Raw genomic sequence first — 23,168 nt, 5'->3', positions numbered from 1 at the left:
ATGGCGTTGGCTCCAGTGTGCCGCGCGGCGGCGGCTGATTCCGTACGCTTACGCACCTTGCGGGCGGACAATTTTAATCTTCATGTCCAGTGCGGCCGCCTTCGCCATATATAATGATCCGCATCGGGATTTTGCATACAGCCAGCTTCCATAAAGATAGGAACGCAGATGGAGACAGCAGAGCAAGCGAACGAGGTGGCACGGCACGACGCCGGCGCGGCGCTATTCCTGTCCCGCCTCGAACAGGCGCTGCGCCGCGCCGAGCACCATGGCAACGCCGTCGCGCTGCTGTGCATCGGCATCGAGCAGGACGGCCCGCCGGCCGACGACGATCGCGCCTGGTCCGGCGCCGTGGCCGAGCGGCTGCAGGCCCACATGCGCGCGCACGACACGCTGGCCCAGCTGGAGCCGGCGCAATTTTTCGTCATCCTCGACGACGTCGAGCGGCTGGCCGACGTCAGCCTGCGCTGTGAAGACCTGCTGGCGGCGCTGGCGCCGGCGCTGCCGTTCGACGGCGGCGAGCGGCGCGCCAAGGCCAGCATCGGCGTCGCCCTGTATCCGCAAGACTGCGCCGACGCCGAGGCGCTGCGGCGCTGCGCCGGCCACGCGCACCAGCTGGCCGTGGCGCGCGGCGGCGGCACCTACCAGTTCCTGTCGGCCGAGATGAACCGGCGCCTGCTCGACCGCATCCACGCCGACGCCGAACTGCGGCTGGCACTGGCGCGCGACGAGCTGTTGCTGCTGTACCAGCCGCTGGTCGACCTGCAAAGCGGCGCCGTGGCCAGCCTGGAGGCGCTGGTGCGCTGGCAGCATCCCGAGCAGGGCCTGCTGACGGCGCACCGCTTCCTGCCGATGGCCGACGACGCCGGCCTGACGGCGGAGATCGGCCTGTGGGTGTTGCGGCGCGCCTGCCGCGACCTGCGCGCCTGGCGCGACGCCGGCCGGAGCGAGCTGAAGGTGGCGATCAACGTGGCCCCGGCCGATTTCCGCGATCCCCGCTACGGCGCCGCCGTCGGCGCCATGCTCGACGAATACGGCCTGACGCCGGCCTCGCTGACGCTGGAGATCACCGAAAGCGCGCTGACCGAGGCCGGCGCCGGCTGCGACGCCGCGCTGGCCGCCTTCAAGTCGCGCGGCCTGAGCCTGACGCTGGACGACTTCGGCACCGGCCACTCCTCGCTCAGCAACCTGAAGCGCTTCCCGTTCGACGCGCTGAAGATCGACGCCAGCTTCATCCGCCACGTCGTCACCGACACCAGCGACGCCGCCATGTGCCAGACCGTGATCGCCATGGCCCACCACCTGGGCATGCGCGCCGTGGCCGAGGGCGTGGAAACGGAAAGCCAGTGCGAATTCCTGCGCCGTAACATGTGCGACCAGATCCAGGGCTATCTGTTCGCGCCGCCGCAAAGCGCCGCCGAAGTGAGCGCGCTGCTGGCGGCCGGCCATGCGCTGGCGCCGCACCTGCTGCGCCAACAGCAGCAGCGCCGGCGCCGCCTGCTGCTGGTCGACGACGAAGCCAATATCGTCGCCGCGCTCAAGCGGCTGCTGCGTCCCGACCACTACGAAATCTATACCGCCAACGATGGCCCGCAGGGCCTGGCCGTGCTGGCCGAGCACGCGGTCGACGTCATCGTCTCCGACCAGCGCATGCCCGGCATGCTGGGCGCCGACTTCCTGCGCAAGGCCAAGCAGCTGTATCCGGACACGATACGCATCATGCTGTCCGGCTACACGGAGCTGCAGTCGGTGACGGACGCCGTCAACGAGGGCGCGATCTACAAGTTCCTGACCAAGCCGTGGGAGGACGAGCTGCTGCGCGGCCATATCGCCGAAGCCTTCCACCTCAAGGAGATCGCCGACGACAACGAGCGGCTGCACCTCGAGGTGCGCAGCGCCAACCAGGAACTGGCCGCCGCCAACCGCCGCATGGAGCAGCTGCTGCATGAAAAGCAGCGCCAGATCAGCCGCGACGAGATCAGCCTGAGCATCGCGCGCGAGCTGCTGCAGCACCTGCCGCTGCCGGTGATCGGTCTCGACGACGCCGGCATGATCGCCTTCGTCAACGGCGCCGCCGAGCAGCTGTTCCGCCACAGCGGCGCGCTGCTGGGCAACGAGGCCAGCAGCGTGTTGCCGGAACTGTTTCCGCCGCCGGACGCAAGCCAGGCCGGCGCCCGCTATCGTCGCCACGTCGCCCGCATCGACGGCCAGCGCTACGCCGTGGTCATGTATCCGATGGGCGAGCAGTCGGCGTCGCGCGGCAGCCTGATTACACTCAGCCGTCACGAGGAGATCTTATGAACGCCACTACCGCCCACGAAATCGGATTGGACCAGGCCGCCGCCGGCATGACGCTGGCGGCGGCGCTGCTCGACGCCCACGGCGGCGTGCTGCTGCCGCGCGACGCCGCATTGACCGACGCCACGCTGGCGTCGCTGCGCCGCCGCGGCATCGAGCGCTGCGTGGTATGGGCCGAGGCCGAAGCGGAGTCGCCGGCCGACGCGGCGGCGCGCGAGCGCGACCGGGAGCGCCAGTTGCAGCGCCTGGAGCGGCTGTTCCGCCACGGCGGCGACGACGCCAGGCCGGAACTGATGCAGCTGCTGGCCGACTACCGCAGCCGGGAGCAGCCATGACCGGCGTGGACGACGTCATCAAGCGCGTGCGCGACCTGCCGTCGCTGCCGGCGGTGGTGGTCGAGCTGATGGCCAGCGTCGAGCAGGAAGACATCGACACCCATGCGCTGGCCTCCAAGATCACGCTCGACCAGGGTCTGGCGGCCAAGACGCTGCGGCTGGCCAATTCCTCGTTCTACGGCATGCCGGCCAAGGTCACCACCATCCACCAGGCCATCTCGGTGCTGGGCTTCCACAGCATCCGCACGCTGGTGACGGCGTGCTCGGTGACGGCCAGCTTCGCGCCCGGCAAGGACGCCGGCTTCGACCTCGAGGCGTTCTGGCGCCATTCGATCGGCACCGCCGTCTGCGCCCGCGTGCTGGCGCCCTACTTCAAGCTCAACCCGGATACCGCCTTCACCGCCGGCCTGCTGCACGACCTCGGCACGCTGGTGCTGGCCACCGGCTATCCCGACGAATACCGCCAGGTCGGCGCGCACCGCCAGCAGCACGACTGCCAGGCGGCCGAGGCCGAGCAGGCGGTGTTCGGCATCGACCACACGGCCGTCGGCAGCGCGCTGGCGGCGCACTGGAAATTCCCGCTGGCGATACAGCGCGCCGTGGCCGGGCATCACCAGGCCGACGCCGCCGGCGCGGCGGCGACGCCGGCCACCGTGATCTTCCTGGCCAACGTGCTGGCCCATGCGCTCGACCTGTCGGAGCAGGAGGACGACCAGGTGCCGCCGCTGCCGCTGGAACTGTGGCGCTCGCTGACGCTGAACAAGGCCGACTGGTACACCGTGTTCGAGCGGACCGAACTGACCTTCCACGACATGTGCCAGGTGTTGACGCCATGAGCCTGACCCACCTGACCGGCGCCGGCGCAGCCGCCGACGACGCCCCCTACCACGCCATCGCGCTGTCGGAATTTTTCGACGGCCACCCGGTGCCCACCTTCGCCATCGACACGCGCCACGTGATCACCCACTGGAACAAGGCCTGCGAGCAGCTGCTGGGCTGGAGCAAGCTCGACATGATAGGCACCGGCAACCACTGGCAGGCCTTCTATCCGCGCCAGCGCCCGCTGCTGGCCGACCTGCTGGTGGCCGGCCGCCTCGACGAGCTGGAGCACCACTATCCGGGCAAGTGCCGGCGCTCGACGCTGATCCCCGGCGCCTGGGAAGCCGAGGACTTCTTCCCCAACATCGGCGCCAGCGGCCACTGGCTGCAGTTCACCGCGGCGCCGCTGCGCGACGGCGACGGCCGCATCGTCGGCGCCATCGAGACGCTGCGCGACGTCACCGAGCGGCGCGTGGCAGAGAACGCGCTGCGCAAGGCGCACGACAACCTCGAGCACGTGGTCGCCAGGCGCACCGCCCAGCTGGCCGAAGTGAACGCCCAGCTGCAGGAGGACATCCAGCGCCGCCACGAGGCCGACGCCGAGCTGCGCCGCCGCAACCTCGAGCTGACCGAGCTCAACGACCAGCTGCAGCGCGCCCAGCAGCAACTGGTGCAGGCCGACAAGCTGGCCTCGATCGGCCAGCTGGCGGCCGGCGTGGCGCATGAAATCAACAATCCGATCGGCTACATCTTTTCCAACTTCAGCACGCTCAACACCTACCTGGAACAGCTGTTCGCCATGCTTGACGCCTATCGCGAGGCCGAGCCCGGGCTGCCGGCCGACAGCGCCGGGCGGCTGCGCGCGCTGCGCGACGAAATCGACCTCGACTTCCTGCGCGGCGACATCCCGGCGCTGATGGCCGAATCGCGCGAGGGCATCGTGCGGGTGCGCCACATCGTCCAGGACCTGAAGGATTTCTCGCGGGTGGACGCCAACCAGGAATGGGTCTGGACCGACCTGCACCGCGGCATCGACTCGACGCTCAACATCGTCAGCAACGAGGTCAAGTACAAGGCCGACGTGGTCAAGGAATATGGCGACCTGCCCGACATCGAGTGCCTGCCGCTGCAGATCAACCAGGTGGTGATGAACCTGATCGTCAACGCCGCCCACGCCATCGGCCCCGAACGCGGCCGCATCACCGTCAGCACCGGCCGCGAGGGCGACGCCATGGTCTGGATCGACATCGCCGACAACGGCAGCGGCATCGCGCCGGAAACGCTGTCGCGCATCTTCGATCCCTTCTTCACCACCAAGGCGGTCGGCAAGGGCACGGGCTTGGGGCTGTCGCTGGCTTATGGTATCGTGCAAAAGCACAGCGGCCGCATCGAGGTCGACACCACCCCCGGCCAGGGCACACGCTTCCGCGTGCTGCTGCCGGTTTGCCACAGCGACAACCCGCCCGCCGAGGCCCACCAGGAGGCGCAGACATGAACCAGCCGGCGCTGCAAGCCATGCCCGAGATCAACAGCGGCGCCACGCTGCTGTGCGTGGACGACGAACCGAACATCCTGTCGGCGCTGCGGCGCCTGTTCCGCGCCCACGGCTACCGCGTGCTGACGGCCGAGAGCGGCGCACTGGGGCTGGAAGTGCTGGAGAAGGAGCAGGTCGACCTGGTCATCTCCGACATGCGCATGCCGGTGATGGACGGCGCCCGCTTCCTGGCCCAGGTGCGCGAGCGCTGGCCCGACACGCTGCGCCTGCTGCTGACCGGCTATTCGGACATCCAGTCGATCCAGGACGCCATCAACTGCGGCGAGATCTACCGCTACATCACCAAGCCGTGGGACGACAACGACATCCTGCTGCTGGTGCGCCACGCGCTGGAGCGGCGCCAGCTCGAGCTCGACAAGCAGCGGCTGGAAGCGCTGGCGCTGCGCCAGAACGAGGAGCTGAAGGCGCTCAACCAGAGCCTGGAAGCCAAGGTCGAGGCGCGCACGCGCCAGCTCAAGGTCGAGGCCGAGGCCACCATCGTCGCCAACGCCAAGCTCAAGAAAAACTTCATCACCACCATCAAGATCTTCTCGACCATGATCGAGCTGCGCGCCCACAACCAGCCCGGCCACGCGCGCCTGGTGGCCGACCTGGCGCGCCGCATCGGCGTGCAGCTGCAGCTCGACGCGCGCGAGGGCCAGGACTTGTTCGTCGCCGCACTGCTGCACGACATCGGCAAGATCGGCTTCAAGGACGACATGCTGCAGACGCCGCTGACCATGCTGCACGGCGAGGCGCTGGGCCTGTTCCGCAAGCATCCGGCGCGCGCGGCGGAGCTGCTGATGCCGCTGGAGGAATTGCGCGGCAGCGCCGCCATCCTGCGCGCCCAGCTCGAGCGCTTCGACGGCAACGGTTTTCCGGACGGCCTGGCCGGGCTGGAGATCCCGCTGGGCGCGCGCATCCTGGCGCTGGCGGCCGACTACTACAACCTGCAGCAGGGCGCGATGGTGCAGCGCCACCTGCGGCCGGAAGAGGCCAAGTCGCTGATACTCGATGCCGGCGGCAAGCGCTACGATCCGCACGTGGTGGCCGCGTTCCGCCAGGTGATGGACGGCGACGCCGGCGAGAACCTGGGCGGGGTCGAGGTGCTGTCGGGCGAGCTGACGCCGGGCATGGTGCTGGCGCGCGACCTGGTCAGCCGCGACGGCCTGATGCTGCTGTCGACCGACCACGTGCTGGACGCGCGCATGATCCAGCAAGTGCAGGACTTTGAGACCAAAAGCGGCGGCCGCCTGTCGATCTGGGTGCGCAACGCCAGGGAGGCGGCGGGATGAATACGGGTACGAACACAGCTAACAGCGCGGGAGTCGGCAAGATCTTGCTGGTGGACGACGACCCCAATGTGCTGAGCGCGCTGCAGCGCGAGCTGCGCCAGCACTTCGGCGCCGACGCGCTGCAGGTCGAGGCCTTCGGCAACCCGTTCGACGCGCTCAACCGCATCTGCGTCTGCGAGTTCGACCTGGTGATCTCGGATTTCACGATGCCGGAAATGAGCGGCGGCGACCTGCTGCGCACGCTCAAGGAAGTGGCGCCCTCGACGGTGCGCATCATGCTGACCGCCTCCACCGCGTTCGACACCGCGCTGACGGCCATCAATCAGGCCGAGGTGTTCCGCTTCGTGCCCAAGCCATGGGAGAGCGAGGAACTGGCGCAGACGGTGCGGCTGGCGCTGGCGCACCGGGCCGCGCTGCTGGCCGCGCCCACGCCGCAGGAGCTGGAGGCGCAGCGGCTGGAGGCCGAGGAGCCGGGCATCCTGGACGTGCGGCGCGACGCCGACGGCGCCATCATCCTTTGACGGCCGAGGGCGGCTGCACCGGCAGGTGCACGGTGAAGCGCGTGCCCTGCCCGACCACCGAGGCGACCTCGATGCGGCCGCCGTGGCGGTTGACGATGCCGTAGGACAGCGACAGCCCGAGTCCGGTGCCGCTGCCGACCGGCTTGGTGGTGAAGAAAGGCTCGAAGATGCGGTTCAGGTTTTCCGGCGCGATGCCGCAGCCGTTGTCGCCGACCTCGACCCAGACCCATTCGCCGCCCTCGCCGGCGGCGGTGCCGGTACGGATGGTGATGACACCCTGCTCGCGCAGCGCATGGGCGGCGTTGACCAGCAGGTTCATGAACACCTGATTCAGCTGCGACGCCAGACAGGTCACCGGCGGCAGCACGCCGTACTGCTTGTCGACCCGCGCCTTGTACTTGATCTCGTTGCTGACGATGTTGAGCGTGCTGTCCAGGCCGTGGTGCAGGTCGGCCACCTGCCACTCGGTTTCGCCGACGTGGGAAAAATCCTTCAGCGCCTGGACGATGTCCTTGACCCGCTTCAGGCCGTCCATCGATTCGCGCACCAGGTCGGTGACGTCCTCGCGCAGGAATTCCAGGTCGGCCTTCTTGCGCAGCGCCGCCAGCTGCGCGGCCAGCGCCGGCTGGCCGGCGGCGGCCTTGTCGTACTGGTCGATCACGTCCAGCAAGGTGACGACATAGTTCTTCAGCGAACCCATGTTGGAGTTGACGAAGCCGACCGGATTGTTGATCTCGTGCGCGATGCCGGCCGCCAGCTGGCCGATCGAGGCCATCTTCTCCGACTGCAGCAGCTGTTCATGCGCGCTGCGCAGTTCGCCGATCAGCTGCTGCTGCTCGATGCCCTTGGCCTGCAGCGCCTCCTCCATGTGCTTGCGCGCGGTGATGTCGGTCAGCGAGCCGATCACCTCCAGCGGCGCGCCGTGCTCGTCGCGTATCAGCCGCAGCGTGTCGTGCATCCACAGGTAGCTGCCGTCGTGGCTGCGGAAGCGGTATTCGTAGGCGCGCTGGCCCTCGGTGAACACCAGCGCCAGGCTGGAGAAAATGCTGGGCGCGTCATCCGGGTGGATATGGTCGAACCAGAAGTTCGGATCGGCAGTCATCTGCTCGGGCCGGTAGCCGAGCACGTGGAAGGCGTTGTTGCTGACAAAGGTCATCTTGAAGTCGCCGCTGGGCACGGTGCAATAGATGATGGCCGGGGTATTGTCGATCAAATACTGCAGGCGCACCAGCGGTGAAGCCGCCTCGGCGGGCGGTGGCGCGGACGCGCCCGGCGTATCCGACGAAAAGAATTCGAATTCTTCAAATTGCATATCGATAGCCTCGCTGCGGCGCACACCGCGGATGCGCGCAGCGCGGAGGCTGCGTTCGCGACTTTACCGATTATGCCTGAATTCCGTGGCCGCCAGTGCAAGCGCGCGCCACCGTCGTCACCAGGGCGCGCCGAAGGCGTAGTCGACGGCGGCCGGCAGCGGCTCGGGCGGCGGCGCCTCCATCCAGTCGCGCGGGTCGACGCGGTAGTATTTTTTGAATTCGGCAAACAGCTCGGCGTGGTGCGCCGCCATCTGATAGGGCTTTTCAAAGAAAGTCTCGGTGGCGACGGCGAAGAATTCGGCCGGATTGGTGGCGCCGTAGTGGTCCATCACGCTGTGCTGGCGGTACATGGCGTTGTGCCGCAGGTTGTTGAAATCGCGCGACAGTACCTCCGCCCACTCGCGGTAGCTGCCCGGATTGCCAAGGTAGGGGGCGCCGTTGGCGCGGCCCGATTCGCTGTCGAGCTGATGGGCGAATTCGTGCAGCACGATGTTGTGGCCGCGGCCGGGGCCGTGCGACACATCTTCCCAGGACAGCACCACGCGGCCGTCGTCCCAGGATTCGCCCAGCATGCTCTGGTGCGCCGGCGTGATCACGCCGCCCGGCCCGACCTCGGCGCGCGGCGCCACGAAGGCGCCCGGGTAGACCAGGATGGTGTGCAGCGCCGGATACACCTTGCTGGGCCGGTTCAGCAGCAGCAGGCAGGCCTGGCCGGCGATGGTGACGGCCATTTCATCGGTCACCTCCAGCCCTTCGCAGCCGACGAACTTCTTTTGATGCAGGAATTGCACGACCAGCCGCTGCAGCTGCTGCTGCAGCTCGGGCGCCATGCGGCGATAGGCGGGAATGCTGCGCGACAGCACCGCCTGCGCCTCGGCCGGCAGGGGCCGGGCCAGGATGCGCCGCAGGCGCCAGCGTGGGTAGTAGAAAGGCAGCGCGATACCCAGCGCCGTCAGGCCGATCCAGATCAAAGCTTCCATGTGCGGCGAGTCCGTATGATGTCCAGTGCAGGCTAGGTGGGGTGCCTTATGAACATTTCAATATGCAAACAGCCGGGCATGGCCGGCTGTTTATCATCATACTACCCGTACTACCGGACCGACGGAAACGCTCAGGCCTGCTCTTCCTTCTGCTGCGATGGTGCCGAGCCGAACAGCGCGGCCACCAGCGGATCGCGCATCACCGGGCCGCGGTTGACGCGGATCGCATAATGGGTGTCGTCGGCCAGGATGTGGAAGTGGCGGCCGCTGCCGGCCATCGCCTGTTCGCGCAGGCCCGGACGCTCCTTGCGCGGCGGCGCGCCTTCGCGCTTGGGCTGGACGATGGCGGCCAGGAAGGCGCGCACGCGGTCCGGGTCGGGGGTCAGCTGGTAGACCGCCTTGCCCAGGTAGGTGGCGGTGCCTTCGACGTAGCGGGCCAGCTCGATCACGCCGGCTTCGCGCAGGTCGCGGATGTATTTGCGGGCGCCGGACGGGGAAAACTTGAGGAACCAGGCGATTTCGTCAGCCAGCATTTCATGCAGCTGCAGTTCGCCTATCAGTTTTTGCATGTTTTCGATGCGGCGCAGAGTGGCCGAGGTCGAGCGTACGCGCTCGATAGAAGCCATCGACAGCGCAGGCTTCCGGTCCAGAGGCGCAGGCGCCGGGCGCTCCACCAGCATCAGCTTGGCGGTGGTGGCCTGCATGTCCGACGAGGCTTTCATCTCGTTCTGAACCAGATGTTGAGGTTGTCTAACTGCATGCATTTGAACACTCCTTATAACAACAATTGCCGAGATTAGTGGCAGCGGATGACGTGGCGCGGTTGAAGTCGCTACAGTCTCTGCATCTGGGCTCAAGAATGCCTTTTCGCAGCGCACCAGTCTGTGCGGCAACGAACATTAGTGGCAGAACTTTGCATTAAAGGTGAGACAAGTGGCGGGGAAGTAAGTTTCACCAAGTTTCAACGAGTGTGACAAATTTGATACAGCACAAGCTTTGGTGCGCTAACGTACAGTGCGCGGGCACGATCTCCCCTACTCTTCGGTCCAACAGCGGTGCTACAACATTGCTGGCAACGAAACACCTATCAACAATCGGGAGCTAACCTGTGAATAAATCTAAGAACATCGCCATCGCCGCCGCAGCCCTCTGCGCGTCGTTCTCCGCCCTGGCTCAGGATGCGGTCATCAACCCATCGTGGTATATCCAGCCCAGCATCAACGCCATGAAGCCCGACTCGGACTTCGGCGTGGACAAGCGCGGCTACGGCGCCGGCCTCAAATTCGGCAAGGCCATCAATGAATTCTGGGACGTCCAGGCCGGCACGACCTATGCCCGTTCCCGTGAAAACGGCCAGCGCTACCAGCAGAACACGCTGGGCGTCGACGGTCTGTACATGTTCTCGCGTAAAACCTTCCGTCCATTCATCCTGGTCGGTATCGGCGCCGAGCGCGACAAGGCCAACCTGATCAATTACGCCGTGGTCAATGGCATTGAACACACCAAGACCTCGCCGTACCTGAGCGCCGGCTTCGGCTTCCAGGCCGACATCAACGAGCGCGTCGCCTTCCAGGCCGACATCCGCAACGTGCACGGCTTCATCCGTGGCAACGACTTCCCTAACAGCAAGAGCAATAACTACTATGCAACCGTTGGCCTGAACATCGCGTTCAACGCGCCGCCGCACGCGGCGCCACCTCCGCCACCGGCACCACCGCCAGCGGTCGAGCCGCCGCCACCGGCGCCCGTGACCCCGCCGCCACCACCGCCACCACCGGCACGCTTTGAAAAAGTGACGATGTCGGCCACCGAGCTGTTCGGCTTTGACAGCGCCAAGCTGAATCCGAACCAGCCCAAGCTGGACGACATCGCCAACGTGCTGAGCACCAACAGCAGCATCGACAACGTGGTCATCACCGGCTACGCCGACCGTCTGGGCAGCGACAAGTACAACCAGAAACTGTCCGAACGCCGCGCCAACGCGGTCAAGGACTACCTGGTCGGCAAAGGCATTGCAGCCAACCGCCTGAACGCGGTGGGCAAGGGCGAAGCCAATCCTATCGTTCAGTGCAACGATAAGAAAATGAAACGTGCGGACCTGATCAAGTGCCTGGAACCTAACCGTCGCGTCGAGGTTGAGCAGATCACCATCGAACGCCGCGTGCAATAAGCTTTGCGCACCAGCCCCGCCACTAACCTGGCGGGGCTTTTTTTTTATGCAAAATAAAAACATCGTCTCGGTACTGAGCTGTACCGTGTCCGAATGGTTTGAACACCGCGCCAGCAGCATGGGCGCGGCGTTGGCGTTTTACACGCTGTTTTCGCTGGCGCCCATCCTGGTGCTGGTGTTGGCCATCGCCGGCTGGTTCTACGGCCCGCAGGCGGCGCAGGGACAACTGTTCGCCGAACTGCGCGGCCTGGTCGGCGCGCAAGGCGCGGAAGCGATCCAGCTGGTGTTGGCCGGCGCCCGCAACAAGGAGGAAGGCCGGCTGGCGACCATGATTGCCGGCGCCCTGCTGCTGTTCGGCGCCACCAGCGTGTTTGCCGAGCTCAAGGCCAGCCTCGACGCCATCTGGCAAGTCCCTCCGCTGACGCGCGGCACCGCCTGGGACGTGATCCGCACCCGCTTGCTGTCGTTCGGCATGATCCTGGTGCTGGCCTTCCTGCTGATGGTGTCGCTGGTGGTCAGCGCGTTGCTGACCTTGCTGGAAAAGTTCTGGGGCAGCCACTGGGGCGACGCCGGCATGGTGCTGTCGGCGCTGAATTACGTCATCGGCTTCATCGTCATCTCGGCGCTGTTCGGCGCCATCTTCAAGCTGCTGCCGCGCATCAAGCTGTCGTGGCACGACGTGACCATAGGCGCGATGGGCACGGCGGCGCTGTTCAGCCTGGGCAAGTACCTGATCGGCGCCTACATCGGCAACAGCGGCGTCACCAGCAGCTTCGGCGCCGCCGGCTCGATGATCGCGCTGCTGCTGTGGGTCTACTACTCGGCGCAGATCTTCTTCCTCGGCGCCGAATTCGCGCGCCAGTACGCGCTTCAGCTGGGCAGCTTGCGCCGCTGAGATTCCAGCGACGGATCGTGCGGCCGGCAATGGCCATAGGCGCGCACGGTGGCTGTCTTGCCGCAGCGCGACGCGAGCGTGACCGTGCAGCAGAACGGCGCGCCGGCCGCGTGACGGTAAATGGCAACGTCCGGCGTGACGCCAAAGGCGATATCGACCGTGGCGCGCGCCAGGTCGTCGGCATCGATGCCGTGCTTCAGCATGGCGCGCCGCAGAAAGCCCGCATAGGTGGCGGCCACGGCCATGCAGGCCGGCGCCGGCGGCGTGGCCAGGCGTTCGGTCAGGCGCAGCTCGACGGCACGCGGTCCCGCTTCGGCGCAGAGCACGCCCAGCGCCCAATACCCGCCGACGTCGTTATTGCGGCTGATGAACGAACCCAGCAGCCCGGCCGCCACGTGCCTCAATATGTCTATCCTCATGGCCCTTCCTCATGATGCGATCCCCACATGTTATATTAAAAGTATTGATACCAAACTCCGCAACAATATGTCGAAACCGATACGCGCGTTCGCCGCCGGCCTGGCGCTGAGCTTGTGCCCCACGCAGGTTCAGGCCGGATGCAGCCGTCCCATCATCGTGCCGCTGGCGCCGGTCGGCATCAGCGTGATCGTCAATGAAGACAAACTCAGCGGCATCTATCCCGAGGTGCTGCGCAAAATCAGCGCCCGCACCGGATGCCAGCTGAAGATGACGGCGGTGCCACAGGCGCGTCTGGAGGCGATGTTTGAAATGGGAACGGCGGACCTGATGCTGCCCGCCATGGGCACCGCGCACCGCGACCGCTTCGGCGAGTTCGTGCCGCTGGTCGGCGCGCGCGCGATGCTGCTGTCGGTCGACGCCAAACGGCCGGCCGTGGCCGACCTGAAGGCCTTGCTGCAGCGGCGGGAACTGCGCGTGGCGGTGGTGCGCGGCAACGACTACGGCGACGAGTATCGCGCCGCGGTGGCCGAGCTGGAGCGGCAAGGCCGGCTCTTTTACGAGACCGATCCGCTGCAGGTGGCGCGGCTGCTGGACAAGGGCATCGCCGACGTGACCATCCTCACGCCGATGAGCCTGGCGTACGAGATGAAGGAAGACCGGCGGGTGCAGCATCTGCTGGAGCGCCTGCGCATCGAGGAAATGCCCGAGCTGCCGTGGGGCTACAGCGGCGCCTATATCTCGACCAGGTCGCTGTCGCCGCAGGACCAGCGCTACCTGGCGGCCCAGCTGCGCGAAAGCTTCAAGACCGACGCGGTGTGGGCCGAGTACCGCCGCTACTATCCGGCCAACGTGGTGGCCGCCAGCAGAAGGCCGCGCTAGCGCGGGGCGCGGGACAGCCTCACTCGCCCAGCAGCTCGGCCACCACTTCCATGCCCTCGACCCGCTCGGCCACCACCTTGACGATGACGATCAGCGGCACGCCCAGCAGCAGGCCAGCGACGCCCCACAGCCAGCCCCAGAACAGCAGGCTGACGAACACGGCGGCCGCGTTCATGCGGGCGAAGCGGCCCGTCATCCAGGTCGCCACCACGGTGCCGACCAAGGTGGCGATCGCCAGCGACGTGCCCATCACCAGCAGGCTCATCTGCAGCGATTCAAACTGCAGCAAGGCGACGATGCCGGTCGCCAGCATGATCAGCAAGGGGCCGAAGTAAGGCATCACATGCAGCAGCCCGGCGACGATGGCCCAGGCGCCGGCATTCTCCAGGCCGATCCAGCGCAGGGCGCCCCACATCAGCAAGGCCAGCAGGCCGTTGGTGACCAGCAGCATCAGCATGTATTTCTGGATCGACGAGTTGATGTCGTCGAGGATGTGCACGGTGATTTTCTTCTTGCTCAGCGACGGCCCGGTCAGCTTGACCAGCTTGCGCTTGAAGGTGTCGCCCGACAGCAGCAGGAAGAACACCAGGAAGATCACCATCGTCGCCTGGCTGAGAAAGCCCAGCGCGCCCAGCGAGCCGGCCCAGATCCAGTCCATGACCGGCAGGGTGCCGCTGTCGGAAGCCGGCGCGGCCCTGCGCGCGGCGCGGCGGTCCTGGGCGCCGGAGGTGGCTTGCTGCAGTTCGGTGGCGACGGCCTGGATGCGCTGTATGGCGCTGGGGCCGTTGTGCATGCGGTCAGACAGCAGCTTCGACAGCTTGTGGCTGGCGCTCGGCAGTTCTTCGACGATGGATTGGAATTCGCCCTGCACCTTGTCGATGATGACCGCCGAGCCGAACAGGATGGCGCCGGTGACCAGCGTGGCGCCGACGATGCGCGGGATGCGGATGCGCTCCAGCCAGCACACCAGTGGGCTGAGCATGTAGGTGATCAGGATGCCGAGTAACAGGGGGACGAGAAAATCGCGCGACCATTGCAGCGCATAGAGAAACGCCACGGTGGCGATGACGCCGAGCGCGAGGCCGCGGGCGTGGACATGCAGGGGAATGCGGGTGGTGTCGCCATCGGCGGCCACTGCGTTGATCGGAAGGTCGACTGGCTGCTGGCTCATGATGGCTCACAAAAAACTTCCGGCGCGGCACGCCCGACAGATCGGGCATGGCGCGCCGGCAGGTACTGCTTACTTGACGTGGAGGTCGTTCTTGACAGCGGTCACGCCTTTGACGCCGCGGGCGACTTCGGCCGCCTTGGCGATGTCTTCAGGCTGGGCCACGAAGCCGCTCAGCTGGACCGTGCCCTTGAAGGTCTCGACGTTGATCTCGGTCGATTTCAGGGTAGGCTCGTTGAAGATGCTGGCTTTGACTTTGGTGGTGATGACGGAATCGTCGACATATTCGCCGGTGCCTTCCTTGGTGGAGGTCGATGCGCAACCGGCCGTGGCCAGCAGCGATACGGTGAACAGGGCAGTAGCGATTTTATGTGCGATTTTCATGGCGATTCTCCTTGGAGTGATTAAACAGTGAGTTTGTCAGCCAGCAGTACTGCGAGGTTTCTGCTACCGATGTAGACGTTTTACGCGCCTTCCCCAGTGACATCTGTACGGTACCGTACACACAAATAAAATCACAACAGCGTGGCACATCGCGCTTGGTGCGTAAGCGCACAGACCCTCCAAAGCACGCTGTCTATTCTGAACTTACACTTTTTCGGGAGGACAATATGAAACACTCAACGACCTTGGCAGCACTGGTGATCGCCGGCACAGCGGTCCTCAGCGGCTGCGCCAGCACCAGCCAGGCACCCGCCTCGCAGGGCTATTACCCCAGCCAGGCTGACAACACCACCTACGGCACCATCGATTCGATCCAGGTAGTACAAGCCAAATCCGGCACCAGCGGCGCGGGCGCCGTCACAGGCGGCCTGGTCGGCGCCCTGCTGGGCAACCAGGTGGGCTCGGGCAGCGGCCGCACCGCCGCCACCGTGGCCGGCGCAGTCGGCGGCGCCGTGGTCGGCAACAAGGTGGAAGAAGGCCGCAACCAGCCGCACGAGCAGTACCAGATCAGCGTGCGCATGGACAACGGCGACTACCGCATCATCAACCAGGACAGTGTCTACGACCTGCGCGTGGGCAACCGCGTACGCCTGGTCGACGGCCGACTGTATCGTTATTAATCGCAGCAAGTCAGGTGCATAGGACCAGCACTTTTTTTAAAAAACTCAAAAAGGGGAATACAACATGGGTACCATCATTCTGATTATTCTGGTCCTGGCCTTGATCGGCGCGCTGCCGGCCTGGCCGCACAGCCGCAACTGGGGCTATGCGCCCAGCGGCATCACCGGCCTGATCGTCGTGATCCTGCTGATCATGCTGCTGACCGGCCGGCTGTAAGAGACAACTCAACCGGAGAACCATCATGACTCACTTCCACCGCACCGTCGTTGGCGTGATGATGGCCTGTGCCGCGATGCTGGCACAGGCGCAAAGCAAGACCACGCCGCCGGAAAACATCCAGCTGCAGAAGCAGGAAATGGCCAAGGGCGACCCCGCCCGCTGGTACCAGGACGACGCCAGCGTCACCGCACAGATGCGCACCTTGCGCAAGGAAATCGCGGCCGCGTTTGCCGAGGCGAATGTCGCCTGCAAAAAAGGCCCCGCCAGCGAACGCAATGACTGCCTGAAGGACGCCCGCTCGACCTACAAGCAGGACATGGCGAACGCCGCGCAAATCCGCGCGGAGAATCACCAGCAATAGCAGCCGCCTAGGCGGCCCGCTCCTGGTCGTGCACGTTGCTCCGCGCAGGCGGCAGTTCGTGCACGACCAGCGGCGTATCTTCCGTCACAAAGCTCAGCCAGCCCGCCGCCTTCAGCGCGCGCAGCGCGTCCTGGTAGCCCTGGTCCCAGCGCCATTCAATCGAACCCTTGGAGAAATTGATGTCCTTGGCCGCCATGTTCCAGTCGCGGCCCGCGTAGGCCAGCCGCACCACGTGCAGCGTGCTGCCGACGCCCAGCTGGGCCAGGTCTTCCGCGCCCTTCTGCGTGCGCGCCTGCTCCGGCAGCTGCAGGTACAGTTCGCGCAGCTTTTGCTGCAGATTGTGGGTGGCCACGTAGTCGTCCAGGTGGCGCTTGGAACGCGAGGCGAAGGTCACGTCTTTCTGCCGCGTCTGCACCTCGTCCAGCGTGGTCGGTTCCTCGCCGTCGGCGTTCCACAGGTCGACCATGAAGCACAGCGTGTCGACGTGCTCGTTATCGTCCAGCACGGTTTCCAGCGGCGTGTTCGAATACAGGCCGCCGTCCCAGTACAGGTCGCCGTCGATGCGCACCGGTGGAAAGCCCGGCGGCAGCGCGCCGCTGGCGCGGACGTGATCGGCATTGATGTTCAGCTGGCGGTTGTCGAAGCTGCGCAGGCTGCCGCAGGTGACCTTGAGCGCGTTGATGGTCAGGCGGATGCCGCCCGGCCCGTTCAGGTAATCGAAATCGATCAGCCGGTTCAGCGTGTCGCCCAGCTCGTCCGTGCTGTAAAAACTGGCTTGCTCGGGATCGACCGCCATGCCCGCCGCGAACGGGCTCATCAGGCGTGGCCGGAAGAAGCCCGGCACGCCGCGCAGCAGCGTATCCCAGGTTTGCAGCAGGATGTTGGAGCGGCGCTGCGCGTCCGGCAACTGCCGCATATCGTAGCTGTCGCGGTGGGCGATGCCCTCCCAGAATTCCTTCAGCCTGGCCAGCCGCGTTTCGTGCGGATTGCCGGCCAGGATGGCGGCATTGATGGCGCCGATCGAGGTGCCGACGATCCAGTCCGGCGCCAGCCCATGTTCGTGCATCGCCTGGAACACGCCGGCCTGATAGGCGCCCAGCGCACCACCGCCCTGCAGCACCAGCACGACCCGCAAGCCTGCGGGATTCAATTCGGGAACTTTGCCACTCATCAGCCTACTCCAATAAAAAAACGCCGCATCGGCGGCGTTTGGGATTAATCCGGTTCCTGCTCCGGCGCGGGTTTGCGCCGCAGCAGCCAGGCCACGCCCACGCCGGCCGCCAGCGCGATGCCCAGCGCCGGCTTGACCAGGCGCTTGCGGGCGATAAACGAACCCAGGGTCAGCGCATACGGCATCAAGGTCTTGACGTTGATGCCCTTCAGCCCGCCCGGCTGCAGCAGGCCGCCCAGGCGCGCCTGGGCCATGCCCAGCGCATGCTCGACCGCGCCGTGGAACATCGCATCGGGCTGCAGCGCGTTACCGACCAGCGCCTTCGCGTGCACCACCTTGATCCGATACAGCTCGCCTTCGCGTATCAGCCGCTGCTTCTCGGCATTGAACTCCGCCAGTTCCGCTTCTTTGCTCATCTGCTCTCCCGGTTACAACAGCATGTCGCGGTCGGACTTGAGTTCCGCCATGGTTGCCGGCATCGCCAGCTTGCCACTGCGGATCACGCCGCGCGCATACACCACCAGGCCGATGGCGATCAGCAGGAACACGCCGGTCAGGATCGGCAGGATGGTCCAGCCGATCGATTGCCAGGCCAGGTAGGCGACGGTCACCGAGCCCCAGGCCAGCGCGAAGCAGCAGGCCACGACGGCCAGCGCGAACGCCAGCACCAGCCGCAGCAGGTGATTGCGCACCTCCCCCAGTTCCAGCGCGGCCAGCTCCAGCCGCGTCAAAAGCAGGCCGAGGCTGTTGCGGCAGATGTTGCCCAGCGACGCGATCAGCCCCGGCGGGCGGTTCATCTCATCGGACACGATGAATTACTTGCGGCCGATGATCACACCGATCAGCAGGCCGACGCCGGCTGCGGCGGCGATCGAACGCCATGGGTTTTCCTTGACATACACGTCGGCCTGCTTGGCCATTTCCTTGCTGGCGGCCACGGCGCTTTGCTGCGCTTCATGGGCCTTGGCCAGTGCCGTGTCCAGCGCCCGCATGCCGCGGCCGCGCAGTTCTTCGGCCTTTTCGCCGGTCAGGGCGGTGGCGGCGGTAAACAATGCTTGCGCATCTTTAACCAGAGTTTTCACGTCGTTGTTCACGGTACTGATGTTTTGTTCCAGCATGATGAGGCTCCTGTTATGGTTGTGTGAAGTGAAAACTGTACAGCAAAATCACGAATATGCCTTAATCCAGCAAATCGCGCATATCGTCCGCGTGCTCTTCTTCGACGGCCATGATCTTGATCAACAAGTGACGCGTCGTCGGGTCCGTGTCGCCTATCCGTTCCACCATCTGCCGGTAGGACTCGATGGCGACCCGCTCGGCGATCAGATTGGCCTTGACCATCGATTGAACGTCGTCAGATGCATCATACTCGGCATGGCTACGTGCGAGCAATGTTGCCGGATTGAAATCAGGCTGGCCGTTCAACTGAATGATACGCTCAGCCAGCCAGTCCGCGTGTTCCTGTTCCTGGGTAGCGTGCTCCAGGAACTCGGCCTTGGCCGAGCCGTTGGACTTGCCGCTGACCGTGTAGTAGTGGCGCTTGTAGCGCAGGACGCACACCAGCTCGGTCGCCAGCGCGTCGTTGAGCATCTTGATGACGGCGCTGCGGTCGCCCTGGTAGCCGGCCGTGACCGGGCCGTCCTGCAGGTTGCGGGCGGCCGCGCGGATGGCTTCGGTATCGATGCCTGCCGCTGTGGTGGGATTGGATTCAGCCATGATAGTCCTTCCTTGGTGAGAAATTAGTGGCGGTTGGCGATCGGCGCGCCGTTTTGCGACAGCACGATCTCGACCCGGCGGTTCAGCTGGCGGCTGCCGGCGTCGGCATTGCTGGCGACCGGATAGGCTTCGCCGTAGCCGCGAGTGGCGATCTTGTCGGCCTTGACGCCCAGGCCGATCAGCGCGTTACGCACCGATTCGGCGCGGCGCTGCGACAACTCCAGGTTGTGCGACGAGGTGCCGGTGCTGTCGGTAAACCCTTCGATCAGCACGGCGCTCTGAGGTTCCTGCAGCAGCACGTCGGCCATTTTCTGCGCGGTGCGCATGCCTTCGGCGCTCAGCTCGGCGCGGTCGACGTTGAACAGCACGTCGCTCAGCGTGATGACCAGGCCGCGGTCGGTTTGCTTGGCCTGCAGATCGGCCAGCTGCTGCTGCAGCGCGGCGTTCTTGGCTTGCTCGTCGCGCGCGCTGTTGGATGCGGCGTCGGCCTGCATGCGGGCGGCGTCGGCTTCAGCCTTGGCCTGGTTGGCGGCCGAGGTGGCTTCATTGGCCTGCATCTTGGCCGTGTTGGCTTCGGCGGTGCGCGCTTCCAGGCGGATCTCGTCGCGCTGGCGGCCCGAGTTGGCCACCTCAGCCTCGGCCTGTTTCTGTTTCGCGACTTCGCGCGCGGTGGCGATCTTCTGTTTGGCGATATAGGCCAGCTTGTCGATCTCGTCCAGGCTCTCCTTCTTCGCGGCGGCGGCGTTGGCGCGGTCCAGCGCGTCGGTCGCGGCCTTGAACTCCAGCGGCGCGTTGGCGGCCACCGACGGATTGCTTTGCGCGGCCATGAAGTCGCCGCGGGTTTGGTCGAGCAGGCTGGTGGTGGTGGGCGTGGTGCTGCAGGCGGAGAACATGATCGCCATCGCGAACACGGTGGGGACGGCGTACAGTTGTTTCATGCGCAGTGTATTCATGACGTGCTCCTTATTGTTGGGTGGTGGTGCCGGCGCGGTTCAGTTCCTCGCGCAGGGTGCGGATGCTTTGCTGCAGCTCGTCGGCGGCGCTGGTGGCCTTGGCGGAATTGGCCTTGCTCTGCGCCAGCTGCGCGTCGGCCGAGGCCTGCGTGGCCAGGTCCTGCGCCGTCTTGTAATCCTTGGCGGCCAGCGCCTGGTTGGCGCGCATCAGTTTTTCGCGGGCCGATTGCATTTCGGCCGGGGCCAGGTCGGCGGCGCCGGCGCTGGTGGCATTGGCCACGGCGGCGCGCGATACCGCGACGTCGGCGGTGGCGGGGGTTTTCTCGCTGGCGCAGGCGCTCAGGCCCAGTACCGCGGCAATGGTGCACAAGATGGCAAGGCGGTGATGGATGATAGTACTCATTATTGTTCTCCTCAAAAATTCATTCGGTAGGATGATGTTATAAGCTCATGCCTAGCGGCCTTCAGTACGGTGCCGCACATTGAACGTGCGCTGCTCCCCGTACTTGGTACCGCAGCGTACAATCGAGGATTCAGCGCCCACCAGACATTCACATGACACCGCCACGCCTCCGCCGTACCCGTATCGCCCTTGCCGCCGCCGGCGTGCTGGTCGCCGTTCCCGTCGTCGCCGTCATCGTGTTGATGAACTACGACTGGAACCGGGCGCGCCCCTGGCTCAACGACAAGATCGGCGAAGCCATCGACCGTCCGTTCGCCATCCGCGGCGACCTGGCGCTGACATGGCAAAGCCAGGGTCGCGGCGATGCCGACCGCAGCTGGAGCGACTACCTGCCGCTGCCGCACCTGGTGGCGCAGGACGTGCACATCGGCAATCCGGCCGGCATGCGGGCGCCGGCGGAAATGGCCGGCGTCGGCCGCTTCGCCTTCTTCATCGAACTGCTGCCGTTGCTGCAGCACCGGATCTCGATCCCGGTGCTGCGCTTCGACCAGCCGGTGGTGCTGCTGCAGCGCGACGCCGATGGCAAGAACAACTGGACCTTCAAGCCGGCCGACAAGCCGTCGCCGTGGCAACTGGATTTGCAGCGCGTGGTGTTCACCAAGGGCACGGTGCACTACATCGACGCCAAGACCCACGTCGACGCCGTCGCCGAGGTCGACACCATCAACGCCGATCCGACCTACGGCGTGTCGTGGAAGGTGCGCGGCAAATGGAACGGCCAGAACATCAGCGGCGGCGGCAAGGCCGGCGCGGTGCTGTCGCTGCGGCAGCAGTCCGTGCCCTACCCGCTGGCGGCCAACCTCAACGTCGGCGGCACCAGCATCGCCGTCGAAGGCACGCTGACCAAGCCGTCCGCGCTGGCCGCGATCGACATGCGGCTCAAGATCTCCGGCCCCAGCATGGCGCGCCTGTACGGCCTGACCGGCGTGCTGCTGCCGGAAACCCCGCCGTTCGCCACCGAGGGCCACCTGACCGGCAACCTCGGCGCCCACGCCAGCCACTGGCTGTACGACCGCTTCACCGGCCGCGTCGGCAACTCCGACATCGAGGGCAGGCTGGACTTCAAGACCGGCCAGCCGCGCCCGCTGTTGACGGGCGCCGTGCAATCGAAGCTGCTGCAGTTTTCCGACCTCGGCCCGCTGATCGGCGCCGATTCCAACGCCAGCAAGCAGGCGCGCGGCGTCGAAGCGGTGCAGCCGGGCAACCGGGTGCTGCCGGTGGAGAAGTTCCGCACCGAACGCTGGACCGCGCTCGACGCCGACGTCGGCTTCAAGGCCCAGCGCATCACGCGCGACAAGGACCTGCCGATCGCCAACCTGGACACGATGATCCACATGAAGGACGGCGTGCTGTCGCTGACGCCGATGAACTTCGATGTCGCCGGCGGCCGCTTCACCTCCAACATCAAGCTCGACGGCAGCGGCAGGCTCAATCCGGACGCCATCCGCGCCGAGCTCAAGGCCAGCGCGCGCAAGCTCAAGCTCAAGCAGCTGTTCCCCCGCATCGAAGAGATGCAGGCCACGGTGGGCGAAGTCAATGCCGACCTGTCGCTGTCGGCCACCGGCAATTCCGTGGCCGGGCTGCTGGGCTCGTCCAACGGCGAGCTCAAGGGCGTGATCAACGAAGGCAGCGTCAGCAAGCTGCTGCTGGAGGAAATGGGCCTGAACATCGGCAACGTGGTGCTGACCAAGGTCATCGGCGACAAGCAGGTCAAGCTCAATTGCATGGTCACCGATTTCAGCGTGACCAACGGCCTGATGCGGTCGCGCCTGTTCGTGGTCGACACCTCGGACGCCACCATCAGCGTCGCCGGCACCGTCAACCTCGACAACGAGAAGATGGACTTGACGCTGCGCCCGGACGCCAAGGGTCTGCGCGTGATCTCGCTGCGCGCGCCGATCTATGTGCGCGGCACCTTCAAGGATCCCGACGTCAGCGTCGACAAGGGCGTGCTGGCCTTGCGCGCCGGCGGCGCGCTGGCGCTGGCGGTGATGGCGCCGGTGGCGGCCATCCTGCCGCTGGTCAATGCCGGACCGGGCGAGACCACCGGCTGCGAAGCGCTGCTGGCCCGGCAAGGGGGCAAGCCGGTGGCGCCGCCGCCGGGCCAGACGCTGCGGCAAAAACCGTCAGGCAAGGTGAAAAATTAACTTCCGCTCTGTGTGCGTTGTCGTACGGATCGTCTCCGGCTTCTTCCGTAATCTGGCCACATTGGTGCAGGCGCTACCTGCCGCGCCTTAATCAGCTAGTGAGGAGAACATCATGAAGAACATCAAGCACATCGCATCGACCGCCGCCATCCTGGCGGCCACCCTGGGCCTGAGCGCTTGCGCAGGCATGTCGAATCAGGACAAGAGCACGGCGGTCGGCGCCGGCGTTGGCGCAGTGGCGGGCTCGGTACTGACCGGCGGCAGCGCAGTGGGCACCGTCGGCGGCGCTGCAGTGGGCGGCGTGATCGGCAACCAGGTCAGCAAGCCACCACGTTAAATCCTTAAATCCGGGGTCAGATCTGACAATTGGACACGAGCTCTACCGTTGGGGGTGGTTCGGGTGGGGTGGTGTGGAACTGTGTGTTTTTCACGTGGGCGGGCCCGCG

The 23,168-nt window shown here is 65.9% G+C and carries 27 protein-coding genes; 14 read left to right on the top strand and 13 right to left on the bottom strand.

The features are described from left to right. The first annotated feature begins 168 nt into the window (after positions 1 to 168). Genes ACCD07_RS17720 through ACCD07_RS17695 form a run of 6 tightly spaced genes read left to right on the top strand, consistent with a single transcriptional unit; the run spans position 169 to position 6,802 of the window. A complete protein-coding gene (locus tag ACCD07_RS17720) occupies positions 169 to 2,301 on the top strand; it encodes an EAL domain-containing protein (protein WP_413448114.1) in 2,133 nt (710 codons plus the stop codon). Then, a complete protein-coding gene (locus ACCD07_RS17715) occupies positions 2,298 to 2,633 on the top strand; it encodes a hypothetical protein (RefSeq protein ID WP_176653648.1) in 336 nt (111 codons plus the stop codon). Before ACCD07_RS17720 ends, ACCD07_RS17715 begins: the two co-directional genes overlap by 4 nt. Beyond that, a complete protein-coding gene (locus ACCD07_RS17710) occupies positions 2,630 to 3,469 on the top strand; it encodes an HDOD domain-containing protein (RefSeq protein WP_353404748.1) in 840 nt (279 codons plus the stop codon). Before ACCD07_RS17715 ends, ACCD07_RS17710 begins: the two co-directional genes overlap by 4 nt. Further along, complete coding sequence (locus ACCD07_RS17705) at positions 3,466 to 4,947, top strand: ATP-binding protein (protein WP_353404746.1); 1,482 nt, start codon at positions 3,466 to 3,468, stop codon at positions 4,945 to 4,947. Before ACCD07_RS17710 ends, ACCD07_RS17705 begins: the two co-directional genes overlap by 4 nt. Then, positions 4,944 to 6,281 carry an HD domain-containing phosphohydrolase gene (locus ACCD07_RS17700; protein ID WP_413448113.1) on the top strand — a complete coding sequence of 446 codons (1,338 nt, stop codon included), beginning with the start codon at positions 4,944 to 4,946 and terminating at the stop codon, positions 6,279 to 6,281. Before ACCD07_RS17705 ends, ACCD07_RS17700 begins: the two co-directional genes overlap by 4 nt. Beyond that, on the top strand, positions 6,278 to 6,802 hold the full coding sequence (locus ACCD07_RS17695; RefSeq protein WP_176653644.1) for a response regulator: 525 nt from the start codon (positions 6,278 to 6,280) through the stop codon (positions 6,800 to 6,802). Before ACCD07_RS17700 ends, ACCD07_RS17695 begins: the two co-directional genes overlap by 4 nt. On the opposite strand, the gene ACCD07_RS17690 is transcribed toward ACCD07_RS17695, so the two are convergent. The 3 genes from ACCD07_RS17690 to ACCD07_RS17680 all read right to left on the bottom strand — a co-directional run bounded on the left by ACCD07_RS17690 (position 6,792) and on the right by ACCD07_RS17680 (position 9,859). Next, a complete protein-coding gene (locus ACCD07_RS17690) occupies positions 6,792 to 8,114 on the bottom strand; it encodes an ATP-binding protein (RefSeq protein WP_413448112.1) in 1,323 nt (440 codons plus the stop codon). The two genes, ACCD07_RS17695 and ACCD07_RS17690, sit on opposite strands and share 11 nt — an antisense overlap. A 117-nt stretch (positions 8,115 to 8,231) precedes the next feature. Continuing rightward, on the bottom strand, positions 8,232 to 9,095 hold the full coding sequence (locus tag ACCD07_RS17685; protein ID WP_413448111.1) for a zinc-dependent peptidase: 864 nt from the start codon (positions 9,093 to 9,095) through the stop codon (positions 8,232 to 8,234). Between the two features lie 131 nt (positions 9,096 to 9,226). Further along, positions 9,227 to 9,859: a winged helix-turn-helix domain-containing protein gene (locus ACCD07_RS17680; RefSeq protein WP_413448110.1), complete on the bottom strand. Its 633-nt coding sequence runs from the start codon at positions 9,857 to 9,859 to the stop codon at positions 9,227 to 9,229. 344 nt (positions 9,860 to 10,203) lie between these two features. Here ACCD07_RS17680 and ACCD07_RS17675 point away from each other — a divergent pair, with 344 nt between their 5' ends. Together ACCD07_RS17675 and ACCD07_RS17670 are read left to right on the top strand one after the other, a co-directional pair. After that, on the top strand, positions 10,204 to 11,265 hold the full coding sequence (locus tag ACCD07_RS17675; RefSeq protein ID WP_176653641.1) for an OmpA family protein: 1,062 nt from the start codon (positions 10,204 to 10,206) through the stop codon (positions 11,263 to 11,265). 46 nt (positions 11,266 to 11,311) lie between these two features. Beyond that, on the top strand, positions 11,312 to 12,160 hold the full coding sequence (locus ACCD07_RS17670) for a YihY/virulence factor BrkB family protein (RefSeq protein ID WP_413448109.1): 849 nt from the start codon (positions 11,312 to 11,314) through the stop codon (positions 12,158 to 12,160). Here the strand turns inward: ACCD07_RS17670 and ACCD07_RS17665 are convergent. Then, on the bottom strand, positions 12,136 to 12,579 hold the full coding sequence (locus ACCD07_RS17665) for a hypothetical protein (RefSeq protein ID WP_413448108.1): 444 nt from the start codon (positions 12,577 to 12,579) through the stop codon (positions 12,136 to 12,138). The two genes, ACCD07_RS17670 and ACCD07_RS17665, sit on opposite strands and share 25 nt — an antisense overlap. A gap of 67 nt (positions 12,580 to 12,646) precedes the next feature. Here ACCD07_RS17665 and ACCD07_RS17660 point away from each other — a divergent pair, with 67 nt between their 5' ends. Next, a complete protein-coding gene (locus ACCD07_RS17660; RefSeq protein ID WP_353404743.1) occupies positions 12,647 to 13,459 on the top strand; it encodes a substrate-binding periplasmic protein in 813 nt (270 codons plus the stop codon). A gap of 19 nt (positions 13,460 to 13,478) precedes the next feature. Here the strand turns inward: ACCD07_RS17660 and ACCD07_RS17655 are convergent, their stop codons facing one another. Together ACCD07_RS17655 and ACCD07_RS17650 are read right to left on the bottom strand one after the other, a co-directional pair. Continuing rightward, positions 13,479 to 14,630, bottom strand: a complete 1,152-nt coding sequence (locus ACCD07_RS17655; RefSeq protein ID WP_413448107.1) for an AI-2E family transporter — start codon at positions 14,628 to 14,630, stop codon at positions 13,479 to 13,481. A gap of 69 nt (positions 14,631 to 14,699) precedes the next feature. Continuing rightward, positions 14,700 to 15,011 carry a BON domain-containing protein gene (locus ACCD07_RS17650; protein WP_176653637.1) on the bottom strand — a complete coding sequence of 104 codons (312 nt, stop codon included), beginning with the start codon at positions 15,009 to 15,011 and terminating at the stop codon, positions 14,700 to 14,702. 227 nt (positions 15,012 to 15,238) lie between these two features. On the opposite strand from ACCD07_RS17650, the gene ACCD07_RS17645 reads away from it, so the two are divergent. The 3 genes from ACCD07_RS17645 (at position 15,239) to ACCD07_RS17635 (ending at position 16,272) form a co-directional block, all read left to right on the top strand. Then, positions 15,239 to 15,691: a glycine zipper 2TM domain-containing protein gene (locus ACCD07_RS17645; RefSeq protein WP_176653636.1), complete on the top strand. Its 453-nt coding sequence runs from the start codon at positions 15,239 to 15,241 to the stop codon at positions 15,689 to 15,691. Between the two features lie 64 nt (positions 15,692 to 15,755). Next, entirely contained in the window at positions 15,756 to 15,908 is a 153-nt protein-coding gene (locus ACCD07_RS17640) for a DUF3309 domain-containing protein (protein ID WP_176653635.1), read from the top strand. A gap of 25 nt (positions 15,909 to 15,933) precedes the next feature. Further along, positions 15,934 to 16,272 (top strand): hypothetical protein, encoded by a 339-nt coding sequence (locus tag ACCD07_RS17635; protein ID WP_176653634.1) that lies wholly within the window; start codon positions 15,934 to 15,936, stop codon positions 16,270 to 16,272. A gap of 7 nt (positions 16,273 to 16,279) precedes the next feature. Here ACCD07_RS17635 and ACCD07_RS17630 read toward each other — a convergent pair whose 3' ends face one another. The 7 genes from ACCD07_RS17630 to ACCD07_RS17600 form a co-directional block, all read right to left on the bottom strand. Then, positions 16,280 to 17,443, bottom strand: coding sequence for a patatin-like phospholipase family protein (locus tag ACCD07_RS17630; RefSeq protein ID WP_176653633.1), 1,164 nt, complete (start codon positions 17,441 to 17,443; stop codon positions 16,280 to 16,282). Positions 17,444 to 17,487: 44 nt separating this feature from the next. Continuing rightward, positions 17,488 to 17,859 carry a hypothetical protein gene (locus tag ACCD07_RS17625; RefSeq protein ID WP_176653632.1) on the bottom strand — a complete coding sequence of 124 codons (372 nt, stop codon included), beginning with the start codon at positions 17,857 to 17,859 and terminating at the stop codon, positions 17,488 to 17,490. 12 nt (positions 17,860 to 17,871) lie between these two features. Next, on the bottom strand, positions 17,872 to 18,240 hold the full coding sequence (locus ACCD07_RS17620) for a phage holin family protein (RefSeq protein ID WP_353404755.1): 369 nt from the start codon (positions 18,238 to 18,240) through the stop codon (positions 17,872 to 17,874). Positions 18,241 to 18,258: 18 nt separating this feature from the next. Continuing rightward, complete coding sequence (locus ACCD07_RS17615; RefSeq protein ID WP_008446875.1) at positions 18,259 to 18,561, bottom strand: DUF883 family protein; 303 nt, start codon at positions 18,559 to 18,561, stop codon at positions 18,259 to 18,261. 61 nt (positions 18,562 to 18,622) lie between these two features. Then, positions 18,623 to 19,159: a ferritin-like domain-containing protein gene (locus ACCD07_RS17610; RefSeq protein WP_176653631.1), complete on the bottom strand. Its 537-nt coding sequence runs from the start codon at positions 19,157 to 19,159 to the stop codon at positions 18,623 to 18,625. Between the two features lie 23 nt (positions 19,160 to 19,182). Continuing rightward, entirely contained in the window at positions 19,183 to 20,112 is a 930-nt protein-coding gene (locus ACCD07_RS17605) for an OmpA family protein (RefSeq protein WP_176653630.1), read from the bottom strand. Between the two features lie 10 nt (positions 20,113 to 20,122). Further along, entirely contained in the window at positions 20,123 to 20,515 is a 393-nt protein-coding gene (locus ACCD07_RS17600) for a DUF4398 domain-containing protein (protein ID WP_176653629.1), read from the bottom strand. A 152-nt stretch (positions 20,516 to 20,667) separates the two neighbouring features. Between ACCD07_RS17600 and ACCD07_RS17595 the strand changes: the two genes are divergently transcribed. Both ACCD07_RS17595 and ACCD07_RS17590 read left to right on the top strand, forming a co-directional pair. After that, the gene (locus ACCD07_RS17595) at positions 20,668 to 22,722 is read left to right on the top strand and encodes an AsmA family protein (RefSeq protein ID WP_413448106.1); all 2,055 of its coding nucleotides are present in this window, start codon (positions 20,668 to 20,670) and stop codon (positions 22,720 to 22,722) included. A 112-nt stretch (positions 22,723 to 22,834) separates the two neighbouring features. Next, positions 22,835 to 23,059: a glycine zipper 2TM domain-containing protein gene (locus ACCD07_RS17590; RefSeq protein WP_176653627.1), complete on the top strand. Its 225-nt coding sequence runs from the start codon at positions 22,835 to 22,837 to the stop codon at positions 23,057 to 23,059. Positions 23,060 to 23,168: the final 109 nt, after the last annotated feature.

The sequence above is a fragment of the Duganella sp. Dugasp56 genome, assembly GCF_047304105.1.
In the GTDB taxonomy this organism is placed as follows: domain Bacteria; phylum Pseudomonadota; class Gammaproteobacteria; order Burkholderiales; family Burkholderiaceae_D; genus Rugamonas; species Rugamonas hordei.
Note: the sequence above shows the minus strand (reverse complement) of the source record. Positions and strands in the feature narration are given on the sequence as shown.

What these genes read in the sequence shown, in the direction of transcription:
- ACCD07_RS17720 (WP_413448114.1), top strand. Translation starts at nt 169, where the DNA reads ATGGAGACAGCAGAGCAAGCGAACGAGGTGGCACGGCACGACGCCGGC.
- ACCD07_RS17715 (WP_176653648.1), top strand. Translation starts at nt 2,298, where the DNA reads ATGAACGCCACTACCGCCCACGAAATCGGATTGGACCAGGCCGCCGCC.
- ACCD07_RS17710 (WP_353404748.1), top strand. Translation starts at nt 2,630, where the DNA reads ATGACCGGCGTGGACGACGTCATCAAGCGCGTGCGCGACCTGCCGTCG.
- ACCD07_RS17705 (WP_353404746.1), top strand. Translation starts at nt 3,466, where the DNA reads ATGAGCCTGACCCACCTGACCGGCGCCGGCGCAGCCGCCGACGACGCC.
- ACCD07_RS17700 (WP_413448113.1), top strand. Translation starts at nt 4,944, where the DNA reads ATGAACCAGCCGGCGCTGCAAGCCATGCCCGAGATCAACAGCGGCGCC.
- ACCD07_RS17695 (WP_176653644.1), top strand. Translation starts at nt 6,278, where the DNA reads ATGAATACGGGTACGAACACAGCTAACAGCGCGGGAGTCGGCAAGATC.
- ACCD07_RS17690 (WP_413448112.1), bottom strand. Translation starts at nt 8,114, where the DNA reads ATGCAATTTGAAGAATTCGAATTCTTTTCGTCGGATACGCCGGGCGCG.
- ACCD07_RS17685 (WP_413448111.1), bottom strand. Translation starts at nt 9,095, where the DNA reads ATGGAAGCTTTGATCTGGATCGGCCTGACGGCGCTGGGTATCGCGCTG.
- ACCD07_RS17680 (WP_413448110.1), bottom strand. Translation starts at nt 9,859, where the DNA reads ATGCATGCAGTTAGACAACCTCAACATCTGGTTCAGAACGAGATGAAA.
- ACCD07_RS17670 (WP_413448109.1), top strand. Translation starts at nt 11,312, where the DNA reads ATGCAAAATAAAAACATCGTCTCGGTACTGAGCTGTACCGTGTCCGAA.
- ACCD07_RS17665 (WP_413448108.1), bottom strand. Translation starts at nt 12,579, where the DNA reads ATGAGGATAGACATATTGAGGCACGTGGCGGCCGGGCTGCTGGGTTCG.
- ACCD07_RS17660 (WP_353404743.1), top strand. Translation starts at nt 12,647, where the DNA reads ATGTCGAAACCGATACGCGCGTTCGCCGCCGGCCTGGCGCTGAGCTTG.
- ACCD07_RS17655 (WP_413448107.1), bottom strand. Translation starts at nt 14,630, where the DNA reads ATGAGCCAGCAGCCAGTCGACCTTCCGATCAACGCAGTGGCCGCCGAT.
- ACCD07_RS17650 (WP_176653637.1), bottom strand. Translation starts at nt 15,011, where the DNA reads ATGAAAATCGCACATAAAATCGCTACTGCCCTGTTCACCGTATCGCTG.
- ACCD07_RS17645 (WP_176653636.1), top strand. Translation starts at nt 15,239, where the DNA reads ATGAAACACTCAACGACCTTGGCAGCACTGGTGATCGCCGGCACAGCG.
- ACCD07_RS17640 (WP_176653635.1), top strand. Translation starts at nt 15,756, where the DNA reads ATGGGTACCATCATTCTGATTATTCTGGTCCTGGCCTTGATCGGCGCG.
- ACCD07_RS17635 (WP_176653634.1), top strand. Translation starts at nt 15,934, where the DNA reads ATGACTCACTTCCACCGCACCGTCGTTGGCGTGATGATGGCCTGTGCC.
- ACCD07_RS17630 (WP_176653633.1), bottom strand. Translation starts at nt 17,443, where the DNA reads ATGAGTGGCAAAGTTCCCGAATTGAATCCCGCAGGCTTGCGGGTCGTG.
- ACCD07_RS17625 (WP_176653632.1), bottom strand. Translation starts at nt 17,859, where the DNA reads ATGAGCAAAGAAGCGGAACTGGCGGAGTTCAATGCCGAGAAGCAGCGG.
- ACCD07_RS17620 (WP_353404755.1), bottom strand. Translation starts at nt 18,240, where the DNA reads ATGAACCGCCCGCCGGGGCTGATCGCGTCGCTGGGCAACATCTGCCGC.
- ACCD07_RS17615 (WP_008446875.1), bottom strand. Translation starts at nt 18,561, where the DNA reads ATGCTGGAACAAAACATCAGTACCGTGAACAACGACGTGAAAACTCTG.
- ACCD07_RS17610 (WP_176653631.1), bottom strand. Translation starts at nt 19,159, where the DNA reads ATGGCTGAATCCAATCCCACCACAGCGGCAGGCATCGATACCGAAGCC.
- ACCD07_RS17605 (WP_176653630.1), bottom strand. Translation starts at nt 20,112, where the DNA reads ATGAATACACTGCGCATGAAACAACTGTACGCCGTCCCCACCGTGTTC.
- ACCD07_RS17600 (WP_176653629.1), bottom strand. Translation starts at nt 20,515, where the DNA reads ATGAGTACTATCATCCATCACCGCCTTGCCATCTTGTGCACCATTGCC.
- ACCD07_RS17595 (WP_413448106.1), top strand. Translation starts at nt 20,668, where the DNA reads ATGACACCGCCACGCCTCCGCCGTACCCGTATCGCCCTTGCCGCCGCC.
- ACCD07_RS17590 (WP_176653627.1), top strand. Translation starts at nt 22,835, where the DNA reads ATGAAGAACATCAAGCACATCGCATCGACCGCCGCCATCCTGGCGGCC.